The sequence below is a fragment of the Pseudonocardia kunmingensis genome (assembly GCF_006716445.1).
Lineage (GTDB): Bacteria > Actinomycetota > Actinomycetes > Mycobacteriales > Pseudonocardiaceae > Pseudonocardia > Pseudonocardia kunmingensis.
The window spans coordinates 245,703-269,490 of record NZ_VFPA01000001.1 but is presented as its reverse complement, the minus strand read 5'-3'; the positions used below and the strand labels follow the sequence as shown (position 1 = coordinate 269,490).

Below are 23,788 nucleotides of genomic sequence, written 5' to 3'. Positions count from 1 at the left end.
CACGCTGTCCCCCTCCCGAGCGACGTACCCTCCGGGCACACGACGACGGACGGGGCTTGCGGACATGGGCACGGTCAACGGCCTCGCGCTCGAGATGGCCGCGCTGGAGCGCGTGATCGCACGGCTGCAGCTGGTCGGCGAGGTGGGCACCGTGCTCGGCTCGACGCTCGACGTCGACGAGGCACTGCGGCGGCTGGCGCGCCTCGTGGTGCCCCGCCTGGCCGACTGGGTCGTCGTGGACCTCCTCGACGACGACGGCGCCCAGGAGCTGCGGCGCGCCGTCGTCGTGCACCGCGATCCCGAGCGCGCCCCGGAGGGGGCCCACGAGCGGCCGCTCCCGCCGGTGCCCGACGGCTCGGCCTCCTCGCTGGCGCAGGTCCTGCGCGGCGGCGCGCCGGTCCTGCTGGGCGCGGACGAGCTCGCCGCCGTCCCGGACTCGCCGCTGATGGCCGCCCAGCACGGGTTGTTCGACGAGCTGGGCGCCGGTTCCGCCGTGGTCGCCGCGCTGCGCACGCCCCGCCGCGTGCTCGGCGCGCTCACGCTGGTGCGCCGCGACCCCGCGCCGCCCTACGACGCCGAGGACGTCGAGCTGGCCGCGGACCTCGCGCAACGGGCCGGCCTCGCCGTCGACAACGCGCAGCTGTTCGACGCGCAGCGCCGCGTCGCGGAGACGATGCAGCGCCACCTGCTGCCGGCCCTCCCGGACGTCGACCACATCCAGCTGGCCGCCCGCTACCGGCCGGCGCACGCCGTCGCGCACGTCGGAGGCGACTGGTACGACTCGTTCCTGCTGCCCGACGGCGTCACCACGATGGTCGTGGGCGACGTCGTCGGTCACGACCTGCCGGCCGCGGCCCGCATGGCCCAGCTGCGCAACATGCTGCGCGCGCTGGCCTGGGACCGCACGGAGCCGCCGCACGCGATCGTGCGGCGGCTCGACCAGGCGGCCACGCACGTCAGCGACGCGCGGATGGCCACGCTCGTGTTCGCCCGCATCGAGGGCCCGGTGGGCGGTCCGCACCAGCTGCGGTGGACGAGCGCGGGGCACCCGCCGCCGCTCCTGGTCACCGAGGACGGGCAGGCCACCTACCTCGAGGGCGGCGAGGGGATGATCCTGGGGGTGCAGCCGGACGCGGTCCGGCACGACGCCCTGCACCCGCTGCCCGCCCGCGCGACCGTCCTGCTCTACACCGACGGGCTCGTGGAGAACCGGCGCGAGCCCATCGACGCCGGTCTGACCCGGTTGCGCCAGCACGCCTCCGCCCTGGCGCGCCACGACCTGGGCGAGTTCTGCGACCAGCTGGTCGAGCGGCTGGCACCGGACGGCACCGACGACGTCGCGCTGCTCGCCCTGCGCCTGCCCGCCGAGCCGTTCGCCGAGCCCGACCCCGACGTCACGCCGTGACCGTCCCCGCGCTCACGTGGGTGCGGGAACGCTCGGTGAGCGGGCCGGGCGGGCCGATGCGACGGCGCCCGCCGAGGCGGCCGTGATGCAGGCGATCGCGAGCCACCGACCCGGGCCCAGCAGCTCGGCGAGCAGCAGGAGACCGGCCAGTGCGCCGACGACCGGTTCGAGGCTCTCCAGCACGCCGACGGTGCGCGGGGGCAGCCTGCGCAACGCGGCGAGGTCGAGGGAGTAGGGGAGCGCGGCCGAGAGCACCGCGACCGCGAGCCCGACGGCGAGCACCTGCGGTCGCAGCAGGTCGGTGCCGCCCGCCGGGATCCCGAACGGGAGCGAGACGACCGCCGCCCATGCCACGGCGAGGGCGAGGGTGGAGCCGTCGTTCGTCGCGGCGCCTGCCCGGCGGCTCAGCAGCAGGTACGCGCCCATGGCCGCACCGGACCCGAGTGCGAGCAGCACACCGGCGAGCGGGAGCGGCCCGCCCGCGGGGTTGCCGATCAGCAGGACGCCGGCGCAGGCGAGCAGGGCCCACCCGATGTCGCGGGGGCGCCGCGAGCCGGCCAGGGCGACGGCGAGCGGCCCCAGGAGCTGCAGCGACGTCGCGACGCCGAGCGGGAGGTGCGCCAGCGCGGGGTAGACGAGGTTCATGCCCGCGATCGCGGTGCCGAAGGCGACGACCAGGCCGGCCGAGCGGGCGTCGGCGGGGAGGCGGGGTCGCCACAGCGCGAGCAGGACGAGCGCCGCGAACCCGAGCCGCAGCGTCACGACACCGGCGGGCGGCACCAGGTCGAACGCCTGCTTCCCGACGGCCTGGCCCACCTGGACGCTGACCACGCTGCCCAGCACGAGCAGGGACGCGGGTGGGGTGCGGGTCATGACGCCACCGTCCCCCGCCGGCGTATCAACGTCCATCTACGGTTTCTCGGGTCATACCTTGTAGCCTTGGCTGAATGATCGACCTGCGGCGGCTGCACGTCCTCCGGATGCTCGACGAGCACGGCACGGTGACCGCGGCCGCCGCGGCGCTGCACCTCACCCCGTCGGCCGTCTCGCAGCAGATCCGCTTGCTCGGCCACGACGTCGGGGTCACCCTCCTGGAACGGGTGGGCCGCGGCGTCCGGCTGACCCCGGCGGCGCGGGTGCTGGTCGGGCACGCCGACCGCCTCTACGCGGAGTGGGAGCGCGTGCTCGGCGAGGTCGCCACCGCCCGGGCCGGCGCGGCCGGCCTGCGGCTCTGCGCGTTCCCCACCGCGCTCGCCGGCCTGCTCGCCCCCGCCGCCGCCCGCTTGCGCGACGCGTCCCCGCCGCTCGCCGTCGAGGTCACCGAGGCGGGCAACGCGGAGTGCTTCGAGCTGCTGCTCGCGGGGGCCGCGGACATCGCCGTGGTCCTTCCGACGCCGGGTGCGCCCCCGCGCGACGACCCGCGGTTCGACCAGCAGCCGCTGCTGCACGACCCCTTCGACCTGGTGGTGCCCGCCGGGCACCCGCTCGCGGCCGCCGACGTCGTCGACCTCGCCGATGCCGCGGGCGAGGAGTGGGTCGGCGCCGACCGCGGTGCCGACTCCGCGATCGTCCTCGCCGCCTGCAGCGCCGCCGGGTTCAGCCCGCGCATCACGCACGGCGCGGAGGAGTGGAACGGGGTCGTCGCGCTCGTCACGCACGGCTTCGGGGTGTGCCTGATGCCGCGGCTCGCGCCGATCCCCGCGCACCACGGCGTCGTCCGGATCCCGCTGCGGGGCGCACCGACCCGGCTGGTGCTGTCCTGCGTGCGCAGGGGGAGCAGGGGGCAGGAGGCGATCGCGCGCGGGCTGGCGGCGCTCACCGCCGTGGGCGGGTCACCGCCACCGCTGGTCGACGGCGGCGACCAGGAGCACGACGAGTCGGTGCCGCACCGACACACCTACCGGTGACCCGGCTCAGCTCGCGCCCGTGGTCAGCACCGTGCGGATCGTCATCGCGTCCCGCAGGAGCACCGTGACCGGCGTGCTGTCGACGACGCCGGCCAGCTGCTCGCGCAGGTCGGGCCCGACCTCGGCGGCCACCGTGACCTGCCGGTCCAGCATCGGCGGCGTGCTCTGGTACACGCCGACGCGCACGGTGACCGCGCCGGGGTCGATCCGCCAGCGCACCAGGAACGTGCGCACCGACATCGCCGTGCAGGACGAGAGCGACGCGGCGAGCAGGCCGAACGGGGTGGCGCCCGCCGGCTCGGACCCCGCGGCGTCGGGCACCGCGCAGCTCAGCTCCAACCCGTTGACGCTCAGGTCCGCCGCCTCGCTCTCCGGGGTGGGCAGGCGGGCCACGGACCAGACGTTCGGTTCTCCCACCGGGCCAGCGTAGAGCGCCGGGGAACCGTGGTCGCGGCTCGTTCGTCGACCACGTGTGGGGGATCTGCGGGGGAGCGGGCAGGCCGAGGCGTGGGCCCGGCGCCTCGCGGCGGAGCCGTACGGGCACCGGGTGCGTCGACCGGTCACACCCGACGGGCCGGACGAGTTCGACCTGACCTACGTCCGCACCGGCCCGCGTGGCGGCACACCGGTGCTGGTGCTGCCCGGCGGCCCCGGCGTCGCGTCCGTCCTGCCCTACCGGTCGCTGCGCCGGCTGGCCGCGGCCCGCGGCCTCGACGTGATCATGGTGGAGCACCGCGGGATCGGCCTGTCCCGGTGCGACGACGCGGGTCGCGACCTGCCGCTCGTGGCCGTCACCGTCGAGCAGGTGGTGGCCGACCTGGCCGCGGTGCTCGACCACGCGGGCGTGCGCCGCGCCGTCGTCTACGGCTCGTCCTACGGCACCTACCTGGCCCAGGGCTTCGGGGTGCAGCACCCGGACCGCGTTGCCGGCATGGTGCTCGACTCGCCGATGTTCGGCCCGCGGGACCTGCCGCTGGTGCGCGCCCACCAGCGCGGGCTGCTCTGGGACGGGGCGACGGCGGAGACCGCGCGCGTCGCGGCGCTGCTGCGCGCGCTCCTCGCGGACGGGCTGGTGATCCCCGAGAGCGCCGGCGCCGTCGTGCCCGTCGTGTACGAGTTCGGCGGCCCCCGGGTGCTGGGGCGGCTGCTCGACGGAGTGCGGGAGGGCCGCGCGGTCCGCACGTGGGAGTGGGTCGCGAGCCTCGGGCCGCGGGAGGTCGACGGCCCCGGCACCCGCTTCCTGGTGGAGCCCGACCTGGTCGGCGGCATCAGCTACGGCGAGCTCGACTACGGCGCTCCGCCGGACGGGCACCCCCTCGACCCGCAGGTCGTCTTCGCGCCGGCGGCGGCGCGCAACCCACCGTTCACCGGCGAGCCCTACGACCTCCCCACCTCGATCGGCGCGTTCGACTGGCCCACCGCCGTCGTCTCCGGGGAGCGCGACCTGCGCACCCCGCGCCCCCGCGCCGAGGAGGTCGTCGAGCGGATACCCGGCGCCGTGCTCGTGCCGCTGCCCGCCCTCGGCCACAGCGCCCTGGACACCCACGTTCTCGCCGCGCTCCATGTCGCCCACGCCGCGGCCGAGGGCGCTCACCGCCGCCTGCCGGCCCTCGCCCCCCGCATCGCCGCCCTCCCGCGTCGCGGCGCGTCCGGCCACCTGGGCCGCATGATCGCGGCCGCGCTGGCCGCCGAGCGCTGGGCCCCCCGCCACCACCCGGCCGTCTGACCCCCGCCCCCGGCCTCCGGCCCCGGCTGCCGGCCCCCGGCCAAGCCGACAGTCGCTGATCCTTCCCAGCCGTATGCCGTGGTCGTGGGGAGGTCGGTGGTGTGCGGCTCGCGCAGATCATGCCCGGCTGATCCTTCCGAAGCGCGCGCTGTTGTCGTGCCGAGGCGCTGGCGCGCGGCTCGGAACGATCAGTGCGGGGAGATCCTCTCGAGCCGCACGTCATTGCGGTCGGCGCCGCGCTGGTGTGCGGCTCGTGGCGATCAGAAGGGTGCGTCGGCGAGGGGCGGGTGGCAGTGCCGACCCGGTCGACGGCCGTTCGAACGTGCGTGCGATCCTCGTGGTGGCTGCCCGGCTCCCCGGAGCGGCCGCTCGCCGGGCCGCCGGCTGCCGCGCCGGTTCTGTCGGTGGTCGCGCCTAGCATGGAACGAGGGCCTCCGGAAGGCCCTCCACCTCGCATCTGTAGGAGGCTCCCCACCGTGGCCGACCGTCTGGTAGTACGCGGCGCCCGCGAGCACAACCTGCGCGGCGTCGACCTCGACCTGCCGCGCGACAGCCTCGTGGTGTTCACCGGCCTCTCCGGCTCGGGCAAGTCCAGCCTCGCGTTCGACACGATCTTCGCCGAGGGCCAGCGGCGGTACGTCGAGTCGCTGTCTGCCTACGCGCGGCAGTTCCTCGGGCAGATGGACAAGCCCGACGTCGACTTCATCGAGGGGCTCTCACCGGCCGTCTCGATCGACCAGAAGTCCACCAACCGCAACCCGCGCTCCACGGTCGGCACCATCACCGAGGTCTACGACTACCTGCGCCTGCTCTACGCCCGGGCCGGCGTGCCGCACTGCCCCGTGTGCGGGCACGTGATCGAGAAGCAGACGCCGCAGCAGATCGTCGACCAGGTCCTCGCCATGGACGAGGGCAGCCGCTTCCAGGTGCTCGCGCCGGTGGTGCGCACGCGCAAGGGCGAGTTCGTCGACCTGTTCGCCAACCTGCAGTCGCAGGGCTACTCGCGCGTGATGGTCGACGGCACCGTGCACCCGCTCACCGACCCGCCGAAGCTGAAGAAGCAGGAGAAGCACGACATCTCCGTGGTGGTCGACCGGCTCACGGTCAAGGGGTCGGCCAAGCAGCGGCTCACCGACTCGGTGGAGACGGCGCTGCGGCTCGCCGACGGGCTCGTCGTGCTCGACTTCGTCGACCTGCCCGACGACGACCCGCACCGCGAGGTCCGCTTCTCCGAGCGGATGGCCTGCCCCAACGGCCACCCGCTCTCGCTCGATGACCTCGAGCCGCGCACGTTCTCGTTCAACTCGCCCTACGGCGCCTGCCCGGAGTGCACGGGCATCGGCATCAAGAAGGAGGTCGACCCGGAGCTGGTCGTCCCCGACGTCGAGCTGAGCCTGGGAGATGGCGCCATCGCGCCATGGGCGGGCGGGCAGTCGGCGGAGTACTTCGGGCGGCTGCTGGAGGGCCTGTCGCACGCCGTCGGCTTCCGGATGGACACGCCGTGGCGCAAGCTGCCGGCCGCGGCGCAGAAGGCCGTGCTGCACGGCAGCCAGGACCAGGTGCACGTCCGCTACCGCAACCGGTACGGGCGCGAGCGGGCCTACTACGCCAACTTCGAGGGCGTCATCCCGTTCCTCGAGCGGCGGCTCGACCAGACCGAGTCGGAGTCGCAGCGCGAGCGGTACGAGGGCTACATGCGCGACGTGCCGTGCCCGGCCTGCAAGGGGGCGCGGCTCAAGCCCGAGGTCCTCGCCGTCACGCTGGCCCACCGCACCCAGGGCGACCGGTCGATCGCCGAGGTCTCGGCGATGTCGGTGGCCGAGTGCTCGGAGTTCCTCGACGGCATGGTGCTCGACTCCCGGCAGGCGATGATCGCCGGTCGGGTGCTCAAGGAGGTGCAGGCGCGGCTGGGCTTCCTGCTCGACGTCGGGCTCGACTACCTCTCGCTCGACCGCGCGGCCGGCACCCTGTCCGGCGGTGAGGCGCAGCGCATCCGGCTGGCCACGCAGATCGGGTCCGGCCTGGTCGGCGTGCTGTACGTGCTCGACGAGCCTTCGATCGGGCTGCACCAGCGCGACAACCGGCGCCTGATCGAGACCCTCACGCGGCTGCGCGACCTCGGCAACACGCTCATCGTCGTCGAGCACGACGAGGACACCATCCGGGCCTCCGACTGGGCCGTCGACATCGGCCCGGGCGCGGGGGAGCACGGCGGTGAGATCGTGCACAGCGGCACGGTGGCCGACCTCGAGGCCCACGACACGTCGCTCACCGGGGCCTACCTGTCCGGTCGGCGCTCGATCCCGGTGCCCGACATCCGCCGCCCGCGCGACCGCAAGCGCCGGCTCACCGTCGTGGGCGCGCGCGAGCACAACCTGCGCGGCATCGACGTCGACATCCCGCTCGGCTGCCTGGTCTCGGTCACCGGGGTGTCCGGGTCGGGCAAGTCCACCCTGGTCAACGACATCCTCGCCACCGTGCTGGCCAACAAGCTCAACGGCGCCCGCCAGGTGCCCGGCCGGCACACGCGCATCACCGGGCTCGACGGCCTCGACAAGCTGGTGCGCGTCGACCAGTCGCCGATCGGGCGCACCCCGCGGTCCAACCCGGCCACCTACACCGGCGTGTGGGACCAGGTCCGCAAGCTGTTCGCGGCCACCACGGAGGCGAAGGTCCGCGGCTACCAGCCGGGCCGGTTCTCGTTCAACGTCAAGGGTGGGCGCTGCGAGGCGTGCTCCGGCGACGGCACCATCAAGATCGAGATGAACTTCCTGCCGGACGTCTACGTGCCCTGCGAGGTCTGCAAGGGCGCCCGGTACAACCGCGAGACGCTCGAGGTGCACTACAAGGGCAAGACCGTCGCCGACGTGCTCGACATGCCCATCGAGGAGGCGGCCGAGTTCTTCGCGCCGATCAACTCGATCGCCCGCTACCTGCGCACCCTGGTCGACGTCGGGCTCGGGTACGTCCGGCTCGGGCAGCCCGCGCCCACGCTCTCCGGCGGTGAGGCGCAGCGCGTCAAGCTCGCGTCGGAGCTGCAGAAGCGCTCCAACGGCCGCACCGTCTACATCCTCGACGAGCCCACCACGGGCCTGCACTTCGAGGACATCCGCAAGCTCCTCCAGGTGATCAACGGCCTGGTCGACAAGGGCAACTCGGTGATCGTCATCGAGCACAACCTCGACGTCATCAAGACCTCCGACTGGCTCATCGACATGGGCCCGGAGGGCGGCTCGGGCGGCGGCACGGTGATCGCCGAGGGCACCCCCGAGCAGGTGGCGGCCAACCCGGCGAGCTACACGGGGCAGTTCCTCAAGGGCCTGGTCACGCCGGAGGAGCCGGCCGCTCCGAAGGCACCCCGCCGGAAGCGGGCCGCCGCCGCGAGCTGACCGTACGAACGGCACCCTCGTCCGATGGGGCGAGGGTGTCGTTCGTCCAGCGGCTACCCGGCGAGGGTGTCGCGTTCCACCCAGGTCATGTCCGCATACCGGTCGCCCGCGGGGCGCAGCGCGTCGAGGCGGGCGAGGTCGGCGGAGGTGAGGGTGACGTCGAGCGCGCCCGCGTTCTCCTCCAGGTAGCGCACGCGCTTCGTCCCCGGGATGGGGACGACGTCCTCGCCCTGCGCGAGCAGCCACGCCAGCGCGACCTGCGCCGGCGTGGCGCCGTGCGACGCGGCGATCTCCCGGACGGCCCCGACGGTCTCCAGGTTGCGCTCGAGGTTCTCCTGCTGGAACCGCGGCAGGGTGCGGCGGAAGTCGCCGTCGGCGAACGCAGCGGGCAGGGCGCCGGTCAGCAGCCCCCGCCCGAGCGGGCTGTAGGGCACCAGGCCGATGCCGAGCTCCCGGCACGCAGGCAGGACGGCGCGCTCGATGTCGCGGCTGAACACCGACCACTCCATCTGCACCGCCGCGATCGGGTGGACGGCGACGGCGCGCCGGATCGTCTCCGCGGAGCCCTCGGAGAGCCCGAGGTGGCGCACCTTCCCGGCCGCGACGAGCTCGGCCATCGCGCCGACGGTCTCCTCGATCGGCACCGTCGGGTCGGGCCGGTGCAGGTAGTACAGGTCGATGTGGTCGACACCGAGCCGCCGCAGCGAGGCGTCGCACGCCCGGCGCGCGTAGCCCGGGCTGCCGTCGACGCCTCGCGGGTAGCCGTCCTCACCGGTTAGGATGCCGAACTTGGTCGCGAGGGTGACCTCGTCGCGCCGGTCCGCGAGCACGGCGGCGAGGAGCTCCTCGTTGTCGCCGCTGCCGTACATGTCGGCGGTGTCGAGGAAGGTGATGCCGAGGTCGAGGGCCCGGTGGAGGGTGGTGACGGCCTCGCCGCGGTCGGGCGTGCCGTAGGCGAAGCTCATGCCCATGCAGCCGAGGCCGAGCGCGCTCACGGACAGGGGGCCGAGGGCACGGGTGGGTAGGGACACGGATGTCTCCTGAGGTGAAGGGGAAGAGGGGCGGCCGAGCGGCGGGCTACGGCTCGGGGTGGCCGCCGTACGCGGCGATCTTGAACTCGACGGTCTCGAGGGCGAACACGAGCTCCTGGATCTGCGCCCGGATCGCGTCGCGGTGCGCGAGCATCATCTCCCGCCGCTCCGGAACGCTGGTCTCGCCCTCCTCCACGAGGGCGACGTACCGCTGGAGACCGCGGATGGACATGCCCGTCATCCGCATCCGGTTCAGGAAGACCACGCGCGCGTAGTCGGCGGCGGTGTACACCCGGTAGCCCGCCCCGTCGCGGGCGACCGACAGCAGCCCGATCCGCTCGTAGTACCGCAGCGTGTGGGCGGAGACGCCGGTGCGCTCGGCCATCTCGGCGATCGTCAGCGTCGCGCCCTGGTCGGGCACCGCCGCGTCCTGCCTCTTCAGGCGGTCCAGCGCGGCGTCCACCGTTGCGGTCATGCCGACGACGCTAAGCCTTCGAGCGCGCTCCAAGGCAAGCAGCTACCAGGCGACGGGTAGCGCGTGGACCCCGTAGATGTTCGCGTCGGGGCGCGTCGGCACGTCCGCGGGCGCGCAGTCGAGGCGCAGCCCGGGGAACCGGGACAGCAGCGCGGGGAAGGCCACCCGCATCTCCACGCGCGCGAGCTGCTGGCCGAGGCACTGGTGGATGCCGTGGCCGAGGGCCAGGTGCCCGGGTGCGCCGCGGCGCAGGTCGAGGACGTCCGGGTCGGACCAGCGGCGCGGGTCGCGGTTGCCGGCCCCCATCGCGAGCGTCACCGACTCGCCGGCCCGGATCACCTGGCCCTCGAGCTCGACGTCCTCCAGCGCGGCGCGGACGCCGGTGTGCCCGACGGTCAGGTAGCGCAGAAGCTCCTCGACCGCAGGCTCGACGACCCCGGGGTCCGAGCGCAGCACCTCGAGCTGGTGGGGATCGCAGAGCAGGGCGAACGTGCCGAGGGCGATCATGTTCGCGGTGGTGTCGAGGCCGGCCGCGAGCAGGAAGGCGCCGACGCCCGCGAGCTCGTCATCGTCCAGGTCGGTCTCGGTGAGACTGCTGAGCACGTCCTCGGCCGGGCGGGCGCGCTTGGCCCGCACGAGACCGAGCAGGTACTCGTGGAGCGCGCCCATCGCCGCGCCGACCTGCTCGGCCGTGCTGCGACCACCCATGATCGTGAACACGTGGCGCTGGAAGGTGTCGCGGTCGGCGTAGGGCACACCGAGCAGCTCGCAGATGACGAGCGCGGGAACCGGTTTCGCGAACGCGGGCACGAGGTCTGCCTGCGACCCGCCACGCACCATCGCGTCGAGGTGCGCGGCCGCGATCTCCTCGACCCGCTCGGTGAGCGCCTGCATGCGGCGCACCGTGAAGTAGCCGACGAGCGGGCGCCGCAGGCGGGTGTGCTCCGGCGCGTCGATCCCGGTGAGGTCGCCGAGGGCGGCCGGCGGCAGCTCCGCCGGCGCGCCGTCCACCGCCAGCGGCAGGTGCATGAGCTCGTAGCGGGAGCTGAAGCGGCGGTCCGCGAGCACGGCGCGGCAGGCGTCGTAGCCGGTGGCGAGCCAGCCGTCGTGCCCGTCCGGGTAGGTCATGCGGACGAGCGGGTGCCGCTCGCGGATCGCGGCCAGCTCGGGTGGCGGGTCGAACGGCCGATCCGGGTGGCGGTTCGTGGGGAGCGTGGTGATGCGTGGGACGGAAGTCTGAGTCATCGCTGTGGTTCCGATCCGGTCAGGTGCGGTTGTAGCGGCGGATGGCCCAGGCGTAGCTGCCCGCGGCGATCGCGGCGCTCCAGACGAGTGCGGCGACGGCGTGACCGCCCACCGGCGTCCCCATGAGCAGGCCGCGCACGGTCTCGATCACCGGTGTGAACGGCTGGTACTCGGCGAACCAGCGCAGCGCGGTCGGCATGGAGTCGGTGGGGACGAACCCGCTGCCCAGGAAGGGCAGCAGCATCAGCGGCATGGGCGTGTTGCTCGCCGTCTCGACGCTGCGGGTGCTCACGCCGAGCGCGACGCCGAGCCAGATCAGCGCGAACGCGAACACGGCGATCACGCCGAGCGCGCCGAGCCAGCCGCCGACGCTCGCGGCCGGCCGGAAGCCCACCAGCAGCGCGACGCAGGCGACCACGGCGACCGACAGCAGCGTCTGGACCATGCCGGCCAGCACGTGCCCGGTCAGGACGGACGGTCGGAAGATCGCCATCGTGCGGAAGCGGGCGACGATGCCCTCGGTCATGTCCATGGCCACCGAGACGGACGTGCCGCTGACCGAGGTCGCCACGGTCATCAGCAGGATGCCGGGGGTGATGTAGGACGCGTAGTCGCCGCGGTCACCACCGAGCCCGGCGCCCAACGTGCCGCCGAGGACGTACACGAACAGCAGCAGGAAGATCACCGGCATCCCGACGAGCATCAGCGTCATCGAGGGGTAGCGCTGCAGGTGCCGCAGCTGCCGGCGCAGCATCGTCGAGCAGTCCCGCAGCGCGAGGGTGGTGGTCATCGGGAGATCGCCTCCGCAGGCCGTCCGGTGAGGGCGAGGAACACGTCGTCGAGATCGGGCGTGTGCACGGACAGCCGGGCGGCCGTGACCCCGAAGCGGTCCAGCTGGTCGAGCAGGTCGCGGATCTCGCAGGCGGTGCCGCCGCTGGCCACCTGCAGCGCCAACGCGGTGTCGTCCCGGACGGCGCCGGTCAGCACCCGCGCGGCCACGTCGTACCCGGCGGCGTCGGCGAAGACCAGCCGGACGTGGCCGCCGGGCACGAGGCCCTTGAGCTCGTCCGGGGTGCCGCCCGCGACGATCCGCCCGTGGTCGAGCACCGCGACGAAGTCTGCGAGCTGGTCGGCCTCCTCCAGGTACTGCGTGGTGAGCAGGATCGTCACCCCCGTGGCCGCGAGCTCGCGGATCACGTCCCAGAGCGCGCGCCTGCTCCGCGGGTCGAGCCCGGTGGACGGCTCGTCGAGGAAGAGCACCCGTGGTCGGCCGACGAGGCCCATGGCCAGGTCGAGCCGACGGCGCATGCCGCCGGAGTAGGTGGCCGTCGGCTTGCGGGCGGCATCGACCAGGTCGAAGCGCTCCAGCAGGTCGCGGGCCCGGCGCCGGCCCTCGGCGCGGGGCAGGTGGTGCAGGTCGGCCATCAGGACGAGGTTCTCCTCGCCCGTGAGCAGGCCGTCGACCGCGGAGAACTGGCCGGTGACCCCGATCGACGCGCGGACCGCGTCCGGATCGCGGGCGGGGTCGTGGCCCGCGACGCGCGCGGTTCCGCCGTCGGCCGCGACCAGGGTCGCCAGGATGGAGACCGTGGTGGTCTTGCCGGCGCCGTTCGGGCCGAGCAGGGCGAAGATCGAGCCGGCGGGGACGTCGAGGTCGACGCCGTCGAGGACGACCTTCTCGCCGTAGGCCTTGCGCAGGCCGCGCACGCTGATCGCCGCTGGGACGGGCATGCCGGGGCTCCTCATCGGGTGGTGCGGGGCTCGGGGCGCCGGATGACGATGTCGCCGTGGGAGGTGCGGGTGCTGACGGTGGCGACCTCGTCGGATTCGCCGGGTCCGTCGGCCGTGCCGAGGGAGTTCCGGACCCGGCCGAACTTCGTCTGCGCGTCCAGCCGCGCCGCCGTTCCGGGGCGGATGCCGATCTCGATGTGACCGTTGGCGGTCTTGAGGGTGATGTCACCGCGGACGATCTCGTCGATGCGGATGCCGCCGTTGGAGGTCGTGGCCGTCACGGCGGCGAGCGCCGTGTCGATGGCGATGTCACCGTTCGCGGACCGGCAGGTGAGGTCGCCCTCGACCCGGCCGACCTGCGTGGTGCCGTTCAGGTTCTTGACCGTCGTCATGCCGGCGATCTCGTCGATGCGCACGACGCCGGCGGACTTGATCTCGGCGGTCCCGCCGATCCGCCGCGCGGTCACCCGGCCGTTCGTGGTCAGCGTCGCGGGGCCGGTGCGGTCGACCGTGAGGTCGCCCATCGAGGTGGCGAACCGGCAGCGCCCCAGCTCGCCCGTGCTGTGCAGGTCGGCGATCCACGCCTCGCCCTCCACGGTGGAGCCCGCGGGCAGGTCGATCTCGATGTCGAGCGCTCCGGCGTTCCGGGACGGGCCGAGCACGCGCCACGGCTGCGGAGCGTGGATCTCCAGGTGGCCGTCGGCGAAGTCGACGCGGGTCCGCTCCGCGAGCTCGACGTCCTTGGCGCTGGACGGATCGCGCGGCCCGATCGTGAGGACGGTGTCGGCGCGCTCGCTCGCCCGCAGCCGGATGTCGGCGAGCGTGAGCGTGAGCGTGAGCGTGATCGGTTCCGGGGTGGCGAATGTGGGCATGGCGAAGCTCTCCTTCGTCGGAGTGGTGGATGTCGGGCCGGAGTGGCCGGAGAGCGGCGGGTCGGCTAGCGGACCCAGCCGGTGAGGCTCTGGCCGCCACGCGGTGGGCGGCGTGCGGGGGGCCGAGCGGCGTCACCGTGACCGGGCGTGAGCGCCGCCGCGGCTGCGCGCACCAGCCAGGCGTTCACCGACAGCCGCTCGCGGCCCGCGGCCTCCTCGACCCGGGCCTTGAGAGTGTCGGGCAGCCGCAGGTTGATCCGGGTCATCGGACCGTCGTCGACGTCAGGTGGCGCGACGCCGCCGGCGCCACCCCCGGGGGCGTCGGCGGCGTCGTGGTCGGTGGGGGCGGGTTCGTCGGCCGGCGGCGGCGTGACGGCGAAGCCGGGCTCGCGCCCGCGCAGCCGCATCTCGACGGACCCGGGCGCCAGGTCGCGGGTGATCTCGTCGGCAGCCTCGGACAGCGCGTCCAGCAGCACCAGCCGCGCGGCGGACTCCAGCGGGGCGGTCAGCCGCTCGGCGAGCGCCCGTGCGTCCTCCCCGCCGGCATCAGCGGCGACCCCGAGCTCGTAGCGCAGCCGCTCCACGTGTGGCGTCAGGTCCATGTGAGCCATCGTGGCACCACAATGGCACCACGTCAAGCGCCGCCCTCCTCGCACCATGGAGCCGTAGTGCTCTTCAGGGTGGCAAGTAGCAGCAGTAGGGCTCCAACGTGCGAGTGGGGCCGGCGTCGGCCGGGGCGAGGTGGTGCCACGGATGGCACCATGGGGGAGTCCGGGGCGCGTCCGCTTCTGTGGCTGCCGTGGTGCGGCGGGCGTTCGCGAGACCTGTTACCCTTCGGAATGCGACCACCCTGTCTCGCGTTGACACGTGTGTCAGGGCGTACAAGCGGAGCCCCGCTCCCACCCGCCACCTCAGGTGTCCGGGTCCCGGTCCGCCGATGAGCTGCAGGCTCATCGGCTTCGACCGTGTCGGGTCTTCGCTCCGTCGCGCCGGACGACGTCGATACGAGGAGACCCCATCAGCACAGAGACGCGCATCAACGACCGCATCCGCGTTCCCGAGGTCCGACTGGTCGGACCCAACGGGGAACAGGTCGGCATCGTGCGCATCGAGGACGCCCTGCGGCTCGCGCAGGAGGCCGAGCTCGACCTCGTCGAGGTCGCGGCTCAGGCTCGCCCGCCGGTCTGCAAGCTCATGGACTACGGCAAGTTCAAGTACGAGAGCGCGCAGAAGGCCCGGGAGTCCCGCCGCAACCAGCAGCTCACCACGATCAAGGAGCAGAAGCTCCGACCGAAGATCGACAAGCACGACTACGAGACGAAGCGCGGGCACGTCCGCCGCTTCCTCGAAGGCGGCAACAAGGTCAAGGTCACGATCATGTTCCGTGGCCGCGAGCAGTCGCGCCCCGAGCTGGGCTTCCGGCTGCTGCAGCGGCTGGCCGAGGACATCAGCGACCTCGGTACGGTCGAGGCGGCTCCCAAGCAGGACGGCCGCAACATGACGATGGTGATCGCTCCGAACAAGAAGCCGCCGACCCGCAAGGCTGCCGCCGCCCCGGCGGAGGCCCAGCAGGGCTGAGGCCCAGGGAACGGCCAGAACGACCAAACTCGACGCCCCGGGCCGCCGGGGCGTCACCGGTGAACGGAACAGTCATGCCCAAGAACAAGACGCACAGCGGGATCGCCAAGCGGGTCAAGATCACCGGCCGTGGCAAGCTGCTGCGCCAGCAGGCCGGCCTGCGGCACCGCCTCGAGGTCAAGTCGAGCAAGGAGACGCGTGACCTCTCCGGCGTCGTGCCCGTGAACAAGGCCGACGTCAAGCGCGTCAAGAAGATGCTCGGCCGCTGAGCTGAGCTCGGCCCCCTCCCGCTGACCGATCGACGTAAGGACACACCCTCATGGCACGCGTGAAGCGCGCGGTCAACGCTCAGAAGAAGCGTCGCACCACCCTCGAGCTGGCCAGCGGCTACCGCGGGCAGCGGTCGCGCCTGTACCGCAAGGCGAAGGAGCAGATGCTCCACTCGCTGAACTACGCCTACCGCGACCGGCGCGCCAAGAAGGGCGACTTCCGGCAGCTGTGGATCACCCGCATCAATGCCGCCGCCCGCGCCAACGGCATGACATACAACCGCTTCATCCAGGGCCTCAAGGCCGCGGGTGTCGAGGTCGACCGCAAGAACCTGTCGGAGATCGCCATCAGCGACCCGGCCGCGTTCACCGCGCTCGTCGAGCTCTCCCGCGCCAACGTGCCCGCCCAGAACGGGAGCGCCGCCTGAGCGGTCACGCCGCGCAGGCCGAACCGCCCGGCACCGAACGCACGCCCCGCGTCGTCGCAGCCCGCAAGCTGCTGCGGCGCACGGGCCGCGATCGGGCCGGGCGGTTCCTCGTGGAAGGGGCGCAGGCCGTCCGCGAGGCGCTGCGCCACGCCCGCGTCCACGAGCTCTTCGTCACCGACGCCGCGGCCGACCGCCACCCCGACCTGGTCGCCGCGGCTCGGGACGCCGGAGCGCGCGTCGTCCCGGTCACCGACCGGGCCGCGGCCTCGCTGTCCGACACCGTCACCCCGCAGGGCCTGGTCGCGGTGTGCGACCTGCTCGACGTCGCGGTGGCCGCTGCGCTGGGGGAGCGGCCCGCGCTCGTCGCCGTGTGCGCGGGCATCGCCGACCCGGGCAACGCCGGCACCGTGATCCGGGTGGCCGACGCCGCGGGCGCCGACGCCGTGCTGCTGGCCGGTGACACCGTCGACCCGCACAACGGGAAGGCGGTGCGCGCCTCCACCGGCAGCGTCTTCCACCTGCCGCTGGCGCGCGACCGGGACGCCGCCGCGGTGCTGGACGCCTGCCGCGGCGCCGGGCTCACCCTGGTCGCCGCCGACGCGCGCGGCGAGCTGGACCTGCACGAACCCGCCGCCCGCCCGGTGCTCGCCGCACCCGTCGCGTGGATCTTCGGGGGCGAGGCGCACGGGGTGCAGGCCGACCTCGCCGCACGCGCCGACCACCGGGTGCGCGTGCCCATCCACGGGCGGGCCGAGAGCCTCAACCTCGCGACGGCGGCCGCGGTGTGCCTGTACGCGAGCGCCGCCGCCCGGCGGTGGAGCGGCGAGGCCTGAACCCGCTACCGGGGGAGGACCCCGGGTGCCGGCGGTCGCCGGGCGACGTGGGCCGCCGCCTCGGCCCGCGTGCCCAGCCCGAGCTTGGCCAGGATGTTCGAGACGTGGTGCTCCACCGTCCGCCTGCTGACGAACAGCCGGGCGGCGATGTCGCCGTTGGACAGGCCGTGCCCGAGCAGCTCCAGGACCTCCTGCTCGCGGGCGGTGAGCCGGCCGTCGCCGCGGGGCCCGCTGTGTCCGCGCACCCCGAGCCTGCGCAGCAGGCTCGTCGCGGCGTCGGCGTCGCGGGACGCGTCCAGGGACTGGAACCGCGCCAGGGCCGCGCGCGCCTCGGCCAGCGCCAGCGCCGGTTGCCCGGCGGCCAGCCGTGCGGCGAGGACCAGCCGGACGCGGGCCTCCTCCAGCGGCAGCCCCAGCCGGCCGAACGCCGCCAGCGCGCGCTCCAGGTGCCCGATCGGGTCCCCGTCCGCCGCGACGAGGCCCGCCGCGTTCTCGGCGAGCGCGGCGAGCAGTCCCGCGGGCCGGTCGGCGGCCAGGTCGTGCAGCCGGCCCGCGGCCGCGGCCGCCGCTTCCGGGTCGCCGCGGCCGAGGTGGGCGTGGACGAGCAGGAGCAGCACGGGAGCGGTCAGCTCCGACTCGCCGTGCTCGCGCAGGAACCGCCCGATCCGGGCGGCGGCGAGCTCGCCCTCCCCCCGCGCGAGGTGCAGCTCGACCTGTGGCCGGACGGCGTAGCCGTCGTGCTCGGCGTCGGCGAGCAGCTCGGCCGTCTCCGCCAACCGCCCCTGGCGCACCCGTAGCAGCGCCAGCCGGACGACGGCCGACGTCCGCAGCGCGCGGAAGCTGCGGTCGTACAGCTCCAGTGAGGTGAGCAGCTCGTGCTCGGCGTCGACCCAACGACCGGCGGCGGTCAACACCCCGCCGTAGTGGGTGCGGCAGATCGCGCTGATCGGGATCCGGCCGGTCCGCCGGACGAAGCGGTCGGCGAGCGCGAGCCAGTCCTCCGCGCGGCGGACGTCGCAGGTCAGCTCGCAGGCATGCAGCATCTTGCAGTACATGGCGCCGACCGAGACGACGTCGCGCACCTCGCCGGCGGCGACCGCCGCGAGCGCCTCGTCGAGCATCGCCATCCCGGCCTCGACCTCGCCCGCCGCGACGAGGTGCAGACCGCGCTGGCTCATGGCGTCGAAGACGATGTCGACGTCGCCGTGCCGCTGCGCGATCTCGACGGCGGTCGCGAGGTGGCGTTCGCGCGCCGCCGGATCGTCGGTGACGACCGCAAGCGTGAGCTCGATGCGGGCCCGCTCCACGCAGTCGCCCGCGGCCGCGATCAGGCGGACCGCCCGGCCCATCCACCCGCCGGCCGCCGCGTGGTTGCCGTGCACGACGCCGTACAGGTAGCCGACGAACCGGGCGCACATCGCCGCGCGGACGTCCTGCCCCCGGGCGCGGTAGGCGAGGAACGCCCGCTCGGCGGTCTCGATCGCGCCCGCGTAGTCGCCCTGCGTGAACCGTGCCTGGGCGATCCCGTCGAGCGCCTCGGCGGCGCAGCCGGGTCGGTTGGCCCGCTCGAAGCACGTGCGGGCGGCCGCCCAGTCGCCCTCGCCCAGCGCGCGGGTGCCTGCGGCCAGCAGCTCGGCGGCGTCCTCGTCCACCCGTTGATGGTGCTCCCCTCGGACCCGGGCGGGAATGGGTGGATCCACCCATGCCGGGGCCCCGCGCCCAGGCCCACGATGCGCCGGACCAGATCGACGATGTCCGGGAGGCACCCCATGACCGCCACGACGCAGGCACCCGAGGTCGTCAAGGCGCAGCAGCGCGCCGGGTGGAGCGAGCAGGCGCACGAGTTCGCCGCGAAGCACGACCTGATCGAGCGCCACTGGGGGCCGCTCTCCAGCGGGCTCCTGGAACTGGCCCGGATCGCCCCCGGTGACCGGGTCCTGGACCTGGCCTGCGGTGTCGGCGACCCGGCCCTCGCCGCGGCCGAGCGGGTCGGGCCGACGGGCACCGTGATCGCCACCGACATCGCGCCCGGCATGCTCGTCCACGCCGCCGAGCGCGCGGCGGCCGCGGGGCTCTCCCACCTCCACACGCACGAGATGGACGCCGAGGCGATCGACCTGCCCGACGCGAGCGTCGACGCGGTGGTCTGCCGACTGGGGCTGATGCTCCTCCCGGACCTCGACCGTGCGCTCGCCGGCGTGTGCCGGGTGCTCGTACCGGGTGGGCGGTTCGCCGCCGCGATCCCGTGGCGGCCGGCCGACCAGCCGATGCCGCGGCTGATCGACGCGATCCTCGACGCGCTCGGCCTGCCCCCGATGCCGCCGCCCGCCCCGGGCCAGCCCGGGATCTTCAGCCTCGCCGACGCCTCGTACGTGTGCGCCGCGGCGGAGCGCGCCGGCCTCGCCGAGATCCGGATCGAGCCCTACGCGCTCGCGCTCGACCACCGGTCACCCGACGAGTGGCTCGACTTCCTGCTCGCGCTCAACGTGCCGCTGCGCCGGCACCTGGCCGGCGTGCCGGCGGAGCGGATCCAGCAGGTCCGCGGGGCCGCCACCGCTGCGGCCGCCCCCTGGGTGCACGACGACGGGCACGTCCGGTTCGTCACGCACGGCTACTACGCGACGGCCACCCGGCCGGCCCGCTGATCCGGGAGGACGAGATGAGGCGCTTCCTCGCTGTCACGATCGCCGGTGCCGTGCTCGCCGCGCTCGTCGGTCCCCGGGGCCCGTTCGGGCGGTTCTGGGCGCCCGCGCCCGAGTTCCCGCGCGTCGACGGCGCGCTCCGCGCCGGGTTCGTCGCGGAGAACATGCTGGAGAACCTCGCGTTCGGCGCCGGGCTCGCCGTCCTCCTGCTCGGGCGGCGCTGGTTCGTCGCCCGGACCGCGACCGCGGGCGGCGCGACCACCGCCTGGCTGGCCACGGTGTGGCTGCTCGCCTCGTGGATGCCGCACGCCGCGCTGCACCAGCACATCGGGATGAGGCCGGCCGCCCTGCTGCCGGTCGAGTGGATCTTCCACGGCGGCGCCATCGCCGCGATCGGCGCGCTGCTGTGGGCGCTGTCGGGCCGGCGGACGGCGCCCGACGAGACCACGGCCGAGCCGTCAGCCCGGCGGTGAGGGGCGGCCTCCCAGGTTCAGGAAAGCCACGTTCCTGCCCTGCAGGTTCATGAAAGTGGCTTTCCTGAATCTCGGGGCTCGCCCCGGGCCACCAGGTGGGCCCGCTGACCGCCCCGCATACGATGGCCCCACCATGACTGAGAGCACGGAGATCGGGAGCACGGGCCTCGACGTCCCGAGCCCGCTGGACCCCGACGCGCTGAAGGCCGCCGTCGCAGCCGCCGAGCGGGCGTTCGCCGAGGCGTCCGACCTCGCGGAACTGGCCGCCGTCAAGCCCGCGCACCTCGGCGACCGCGCCCCGCTGCTGCTGGCGCGCCGCGAGCTCGGCTCGTTGCCCGGGCCCGACCGCGCCGACGCGGGCAAGCGCGTCAACGCCGCCCGCCAGCAGGCGCAGGAGGCCTTCGACGCCCGCCGCGCCGTGCTGGTCGAGGAGCGCGACGCGCGCGTGCTGGCCGAGGAGGCCGTCGACGTCACGCTGCCCTGGGACCGCACGCCGCGCGGCGCCCGGCACCCGATCACGCAGATCGCCGAGCGCATCGCGGACGTGTTCGTCGCGATGGGCTGGGAGGTCGCCGAGGGCCCCGAGGTCGAGTCGTCCTGGCTCAACTTCGACGCGCTGAACTTCGGCAAGGACCACCCCGCGCGCACGATGCAGGACACCTTCTACCTGGGCGACTCCGAGCAGTCGGACACCGTGCTGCGCACCCACACCTCGCCGGTGCAGGTGCGCGCGCTCCTGGAGCGCGAGCTGCCGGTGTACGTGGTGTGCCCCGGCCGCACGTTCCGCACCGACGCCCTCGACGCCACCCACACCCCGGTCTTCCACCAGGTGGAGGGCCTCGCGGTCGACCGCGGCATCACGATGGCCCACCTCAAGGGCACGCTCGACGCGTTCGCCCGCGCGATGTTCGGGGCCGAGTCGCGCACCCGGCTGCGGCCCTCGTTCTTCCCGTTCACCGAGCCCTCGGCCGAGGTCGACGTCTGGTTCCCGGAGAAGAAGGGCGGCGCCGGCTGGGTCGAGTGGGGCGGCTGCGGCATGGTCAACCCCAACGTGCTGCGCGCCTGCGGCATCGACCCGGAGGTGCACTCCGGGTTCGCGTTCGGCATGGGCCTGGAGCGCACGCTCCAGTTCCGCAACGGCATCCCCGACATGCGCGACATGGTCGAGGGCGACGTGCGGTTCAGCCGCGCGTTCGGCGTCTGAGTCGGCCCGGGAGGGCGAGAGAGTGCGTGTTCCGCTGTCCTGGCTCGCCGAGCACATCGGCGAGGCCACCCCACCGGCCGACGAGACCGCCGAGGCGTTCGTCCGCGTCGGGCTGGAGATCGAGGACGTCCACCGGCCCGAGGCGCTCACCGGCCCGGTCGTCGTCGGCCGGGTCCTGGAGTTCGAGGTCCTGGAGGGGCTGAAGAAGCCCATCCGCTGGTGCCAGGTCGACGTCGGCGAGAAGGTGCGCGGCATCATCTGCGGCGCGTCGAACTTCGCCGAGGGCGACCTCGTCGCCGTCGCGCTGCCCGGCGCGGTGCTGCCCGGCCCGTTCCCGATCTCGTCGCGCAAGACCTACGGCCACGTCTCCGACGGCATGATCGCCTCTGCCAAGGAGCTGGGACTCGGGTCCGACCACGCGGGGATCCTCGTGCTGCCGTCCGGCGCGGGTGAGCCCGGGGACGACGCCCTGCCGCTGCTCGGCGTCGACGACCCGGTGGTCGAGCTCGCCATCACCCCCGACCGCGGCTACTGCTTCTCGGTGCGGGGGCTCGCTCGCGAGCTGGCCGCCTCGCTGGACGTCGACTTCACCGATCCCGCCGCGCGCGTCGACGTCCCGGCCGCCGAGGGTGACGCGTGGCCCGTCGCGCTGCCCGACCCGGGATGCGCGCGGTTCGTCGCCCGCCGCGTCGACGGCGTGGACCCCACCGCCCCGGCGCCGTGGTGGATGCAGCGCAGGCTGCTGGCCGCCGGGATGCGCCCGATCTCGCTGATCGTCGACGTCACCAACTACGTGATGCTCGAGCTCGGCCAGCCGCTGCACGCCTACGACGCGAGCCGCGTCTCGGGGCAGATCGTGGTGCGGCGCGCCACCGCGGGCGAGACCCTCGTGACGCTGGACGACGTCGAGCGCCGCCTCGACCCGGACGACCTGCTGATCACCGACGACTCGGGCCCGATCGGCCTCGCCGGCGTCATGGGCGGGGCGTCCACCGAGATCGTCACGGCCGCGGGCCGGTCCGACGGCACTGCGCCCGCGGACACCGGAGGGCGCATCGACGTCCTGATCGAGGCCGCGCACTTCGACCAGGCCGTGATCGCGCGCGCTGCCCGCCGCCACAAGCTGCCCTCGGAGGCGTCGAGGCGGTTCGAGCGGGTCGTCGACCCGCAGCTGCCCCCGGTCGCCGCCGAACGGGCCGCGCAGCTGCTGGTGGAGCACGGTGGCGGCACGCTCGCCGCGGGACGCACCGACGCGGGTGCCGCGCCGGGGCAGGCGGCCGTGCGGATGCCGCTCGACCTCCCCGACGAGGTCGCAGGCCTGACCTACGCCCGCGGGGCCACCGTGCGTCGGCTGGAGCAGATCGGCTGCGCCGTCGACCTGGTCACCGGCGACGACGGCCGCGCGCAGGTCGTCGCCACCCCGCCGTCCTGGCGCCCCGACCTGGCGCAGGCCGCCGACCTCGTGGAGGAGGTGCTGCGGCTGGAGGGGTACGACGCGATCCCGTCGGTCCTGCCCGCCGCGCCCGCCGGTCGCGGGCTGACCCCGGCGCAGCAGCGCAAGCGCGCCGTCTCGCGCGCGCTCGCGGAGTCCGGGTACGTCGAGGTGCTGCCGTTCCCCTTCGTCGACCCGAGCACATGGGACGCGTTCGGGCTGCCCGCCGAGGACGTGCGCCGCCGCACCGTGCACGTGCTGAACCCGCTCGACGCCGAGCGCGCCGAGCTGGCCACCACCCTGCTGCCGGGGCTCCTGGACACCCTGGTCCGCAACCGCTCCCGCGGCTCGGGTGACCTCGCGCTCTTCCACGTCGGGCAGGTGGTGCTGCCGCACGCCAACCCCGTCCCCATGCCCGACCCCGACGTCGCGGGCCGCCCCGACGACTCCGAGCTGGCACAGATCGAGGCCGCGCTGCCCGCCCAGCCGGTGCACGTCGCCGCGGTCCTCGCCGGCGAGCGCGAACCGCGCGGCTGGTGGGGCCCCGGTCGTGCGGCCGGGTGGGCCGACGCGGTGCAGGCCGCCCGGCTCGTCGCCCAGGCCGCCGGCGTCGAGCTGCGGGTCTCCGCCGCCGCGCTGCCGCCGTTCCACCCGGGCCGTTGCGCCGCGCTGCGCGTCGGGGACTGGATCGTGGGGCACGCGGGCGAGCTGCACCCGAAGGTCGTGGAGGCGCTGGGCCTGCCGGAGCGCACCTGCGCGATGGAGCTGGACCTCGACGCGATCCCGCTCGCCGACGGACGGCCCGCGCCGCGGGTGTCGCCGTACCCGCCGATCGCCGTGGACGTCGCCCTCGTGGCGGACAGTGCCGTGCCGGCGGCCGAGCTGGCCGACGCCCTGCAGGACGGGGGCGGCGCCCTGCTGGAGGACGTCCGGCTCTTCGACGTCTACGCGGGTGAGCAGGTGGGGGAGGGGCGCCGGTCACTGGCGTTCACACTCCGCTTCCGGGCGTCCGACCGCACGCTGACCAGCGAGGAGGCGAACGCCGCCCGCGACGAGGCGGTGGCGCTGGCCGGGCAGCGGCACGGGGCGAGCCTGCGCGCCTGACGGAAGCGGGATTCGCCTGACGAACGGCACTTTCGTCGGCTAGG

The 23,788-nt window shown here is 74.4% G+C and carries 22 protein-coding genes; 12 read left to right on the top strand and 10 right to left on the bottom strand.

Features of this window, described 5'->3' with window-relative positions:
- The first annotated feature begins 64 nt into the window (after positions 1–64).
- On the top strand, positions 65–1,405 hold the full coding sequence (locus FB558_RS01215; protein ID WP_142047286.1) for a PP2C family protein-serine/threonine phosphatase: 1,341 nt from the start codon (positions 65–67) through the stop codon (positions 1,403–1,405).
- 12 nt (positions 1,406–1,417) lie between these two features.
- On the opposite strand, the gene FB558_RS01210 is transcribed toward FB558_RS01215, so the two are convergent.
- A complete protein-coding gene (locus FB558_RS01210; protein ID WP_142047284.1) occupies positions 1,418–2,278 on the bottom strand; it encodes an EamA family transporter in 861 nt (286 codons plus the stop codon).
- Positions 2,279–2,352: 74 nt separating this feature from the next.
- Between FB558_RS01210 and FB558_RS01205 the strand changes: the two genes are divergently transcribed.
- Positions 2,353–3,312 (top strand): LysR family transcriptional regulator, encoded by a 960-nt coding sequence (locus FB558_RS01205; protein ID WP_142047282.1) that lies wholly within the window; start codon positions 2,353–2,355, stop codon positions 3,310–3,312.
- A 6-nt stretch (positions 3,313–3,318) separates the two neighbouring features.
- Here the strand turns inward: FB558_RS01205 and FB558_RS01200 are convergent, their stop codons facing one another.
- Positions 3,319–3,729 (bottom strand): OsmC family protein, encoded by a 411-nt coding sequence (locus tag FB558_RS01200; RefSeq protein ID WP_170231144.1) that lies wholly within the window; start codon positions 3,727–3,729, stop codon positions 3,319–3,321.
- 55 nt (positions 3,730–3,784) lie between these two features.
- Between FB558_RS01200 and FB558_RS01195 the strand changes: the two genes are divergently transcribed.
- Positions 3,785–5,038, top strand: a complete 1,254-nt coding sequence (locus FB558_RS01195; RefSeq protein ID WP_246106193.1) for an alpha/beta fold hydrolase — start codon at positions 3,785–3,787, stop codon at positions 5,036–5,038.
- Between the two features lie 476 nt (positions 5,039–5,514).
- Positions 5,515–8,427: an excinuclease ABC subunit UvrA gene (gene uvrA, locus FB558_RS01190; RefSeq protein ID WP_142047276.1), complete on the top strand. Its 2,913-nt coding sequence runs from the start codon at positions 5,515–5,517 to the stop codon at positions 8,425–8,427.
- A gap of 53 nt (positions 8,428–8,480) precedes the next feature.
- Here uvrA and FB558_RS01185 read toward each other — a convergent pair whose 3' ends face one another.
- The 7 genes from FB558_RS01185 to FB558_RS01155 form a co-directional block, all read right to left on the bottom strand.
- Complete coding sequence (locus FB558_RS01185; RefSeq protein ID WP_281288544.1) at positions 8,481–9,458, bottom strand: aldo/keto reductase; 978 nt, start codon at positions 9,456–9,458, stop codon at positions 8,481–8,483.
- A gap of 46 nt (positions 9,459–9,504) precedes the next feature.
- On the bottom strand, positions 9,505–9,933 hold the full coding sequence (locus FB558_RS01180; RefSeq protein ID WP_142047274.1) for a MerR family transcriptional regulator: 429 nt from the start codon (positions 9,931–9,933) through the stop codon (positions 9,505–9,507).
- A 42-nt stretch (positions 9,934–9,975) separates the two neighbouring features.
- The gene (locus tag FB558_RS01175) at positions 9,976–11,178 is read right to left on the bottom strand and encodes a cytochrome P450 (protein WP_142047272.1); all 1,203 of its coding nucleotides are present in this window, start codon (positions 11,176–11,178) and stop codon (positions 9,976–9,978) included.
- 19 nt (positions 11,179–11,197) lie between these two features.
- Complete coding sequence (locus FB558_RS01170) at positions 11,198–11,968, bottom strand: ABC transporter permease (RefSeq protein ID WP_142047270.1); 771 nt, start codon at positions 11,966–11,968, stop codon at positions 11,198–11,200.
- Entirely contained in the window at positions 11,965–12,909 is a 945-nt protein-coding gene (locus tag FB558_RS01165; protein ID WP_142047268.1) for an ATP-binding cassette domain-containing protein, read from the bottom strand. The genes FB558_RS01170 and FB558_RS01165 overlap by 4 nt, the downstream gene beginning before the upstream one ends.
- Positions 12,910–12,920: 11 nt before the next feature.
- Complete coding sequence (locus FB558_RS01160) at positions 12,921–13,781, bottom strand: DUF4097 family beta strand repeat-containing protein (protein WP_142047266.1); 861 nt, start codon at positions 13,779–13,781, stop codon at positions 12,921–12,923.
- A 65-nt stretch (positions 13,782–13,846) separates the two neighbouring features.
- Positions 13,847–14,383 (bottom strand): hypothetical protein, encoded by a 537-nt coding sequence (locus FB558_RS01155; RefSeq protein WP_142047264.1) that lies wholly within the window; start codon positions 14,381–14,383, stop codon positions 13,847–13,849.
- A gap of 400 nt (positions 14,384–14,783) precedes the next feature.
- On the opposite strand from FB558_RS01155, the gene infC reads away from it, so the two are divergent.
- From infC to FB558_RS01135, 4 genes are all read left to right on the top strand, one after another.
- Positions 14,784–15,359 carry a translation initiation factor IF-3 gene (gene infC, locus FB558_RS01150; protein ID WP_246106468.1) on the top strand — a complete coding sequence of 192 codons (576 nt, stop codon included), beginning with the start codon at positions 14,784–14,786 and terminating at the stop codon, positions 15,357–15,359.
- Between the two features lie 74 nt (positions 15,360–15,433).
- Positions 15,434–15,628 carry a 50S ribosomal protein L35 gene (gene rpmI / locus FB558_RS01145; protein WP_142047262.1) on the top strand — a complete coding sequence of 65 codons (195 nt, stop codon included), beginning with the start codon at positions 15,434–15,436 and terminating at the stop codon, positions 15,626–15,628.
- Between the two features lie 50 nt (positions 15,629–15,678).
- Positions 15,679–16,056, top strand: coding sequence for a 50S ribosomal protein L20 (rplT, locus tag FB558_RS01140; RefSeq protein WP_142047260.1), 378 nt, complete (start codon positions 15,679–15,681; stop codon positions 16,054–16,056).
- The gene (locus FB558_RS01135) at positions 16,053–16,889 is read left to right on the top strand and encodes a TrmH family RNA methyltransferase (RefSeq protein WP_142053505.1); all 837 of its coding nucleotides are present in this window, start codon (positions 16,053–16,055) and stop codon (positions 16,887–16,889) included. Before rplT ends, FB558_RS01135 begins: the two co-directional genes overlap by 4 nt.
- 5 nt (positions 16,890–16,894) lie before the next feature.
- On the opposite strand, the gene FB558_RS01130 is transcribed toward FB558_RS01135, so the two are convergent.
- A complete protein-coding gene (locus tag FB558_RS01130) occupies positions 16,895–18,541 on the bottom strand; it encodes a LuxR C-terminal-related transcriptional regulator (RefSeq protein WP_142047258.1) in 1,647 nt (548 codons plus the stop codon).
- A 117-nt stretch (positions 18,542–18,658) separates the two neighbouring features.
- Between FB558_RS01130 and FB558_RS01125 the strand changes: the two genes are divergently transcribed.
- The 4 genes from FB558_RS01125 (at position 18,659) to pheT (ending at position 23,744) form a co-directional block, all read left to right on the top strand.
- The gene (locus FB558_RS01125; protein WP_170231143.1) at positions 18,659–19,534 is read left to right on the top strand and encodes a class I SAM-dependent methyltransferase; all 876 of its coding nucleotides are present in this window, start codon (positions 18,659–18,661) and stop codon (positions 19,532–19,534) included.
- A gap of 14 nt (positions 19,535–19,548) precedes the next feature.
- Entirely contained in the window at positions 19,549–20,004 is a 456-nt protein-coding gene (locus FB558_RS01120) for a hypothetical protein (protein WP_142047254.1), read from the top strand.
- A 133-nt stretch (positions 20,005–20,137) separates the two neighbouring features.
- Positions 20,138–21,208, top strand: a complete 1,071-nt coding sequence (gene pheS / locus FB558_RS01115; protein ID WP_142047252.1) for a phenylalanine--tRNA ligase subunit alpha — start codon at positions 20,138–20,140, stop codon at positions 21,206–21,208.
- Positions 21,209–21,230: 22 nt separating this feature from the next.
- The gene (gene pheT / locus FB558_RS01110; protein WP_142047250.1) at positions 21,231–23,744 is read left to right on the top strand and encodes a phenylalanine--tRNA ligase subunit beta; all 2,514 of its coding nucleotides are present in this window, start codon (positions 21,231–21,233) and stop codon (positions 23,742–23,744) included.
- The last annotated feature ends 44 nt before the right edge of the window (positions 23,745–23,788 follow it).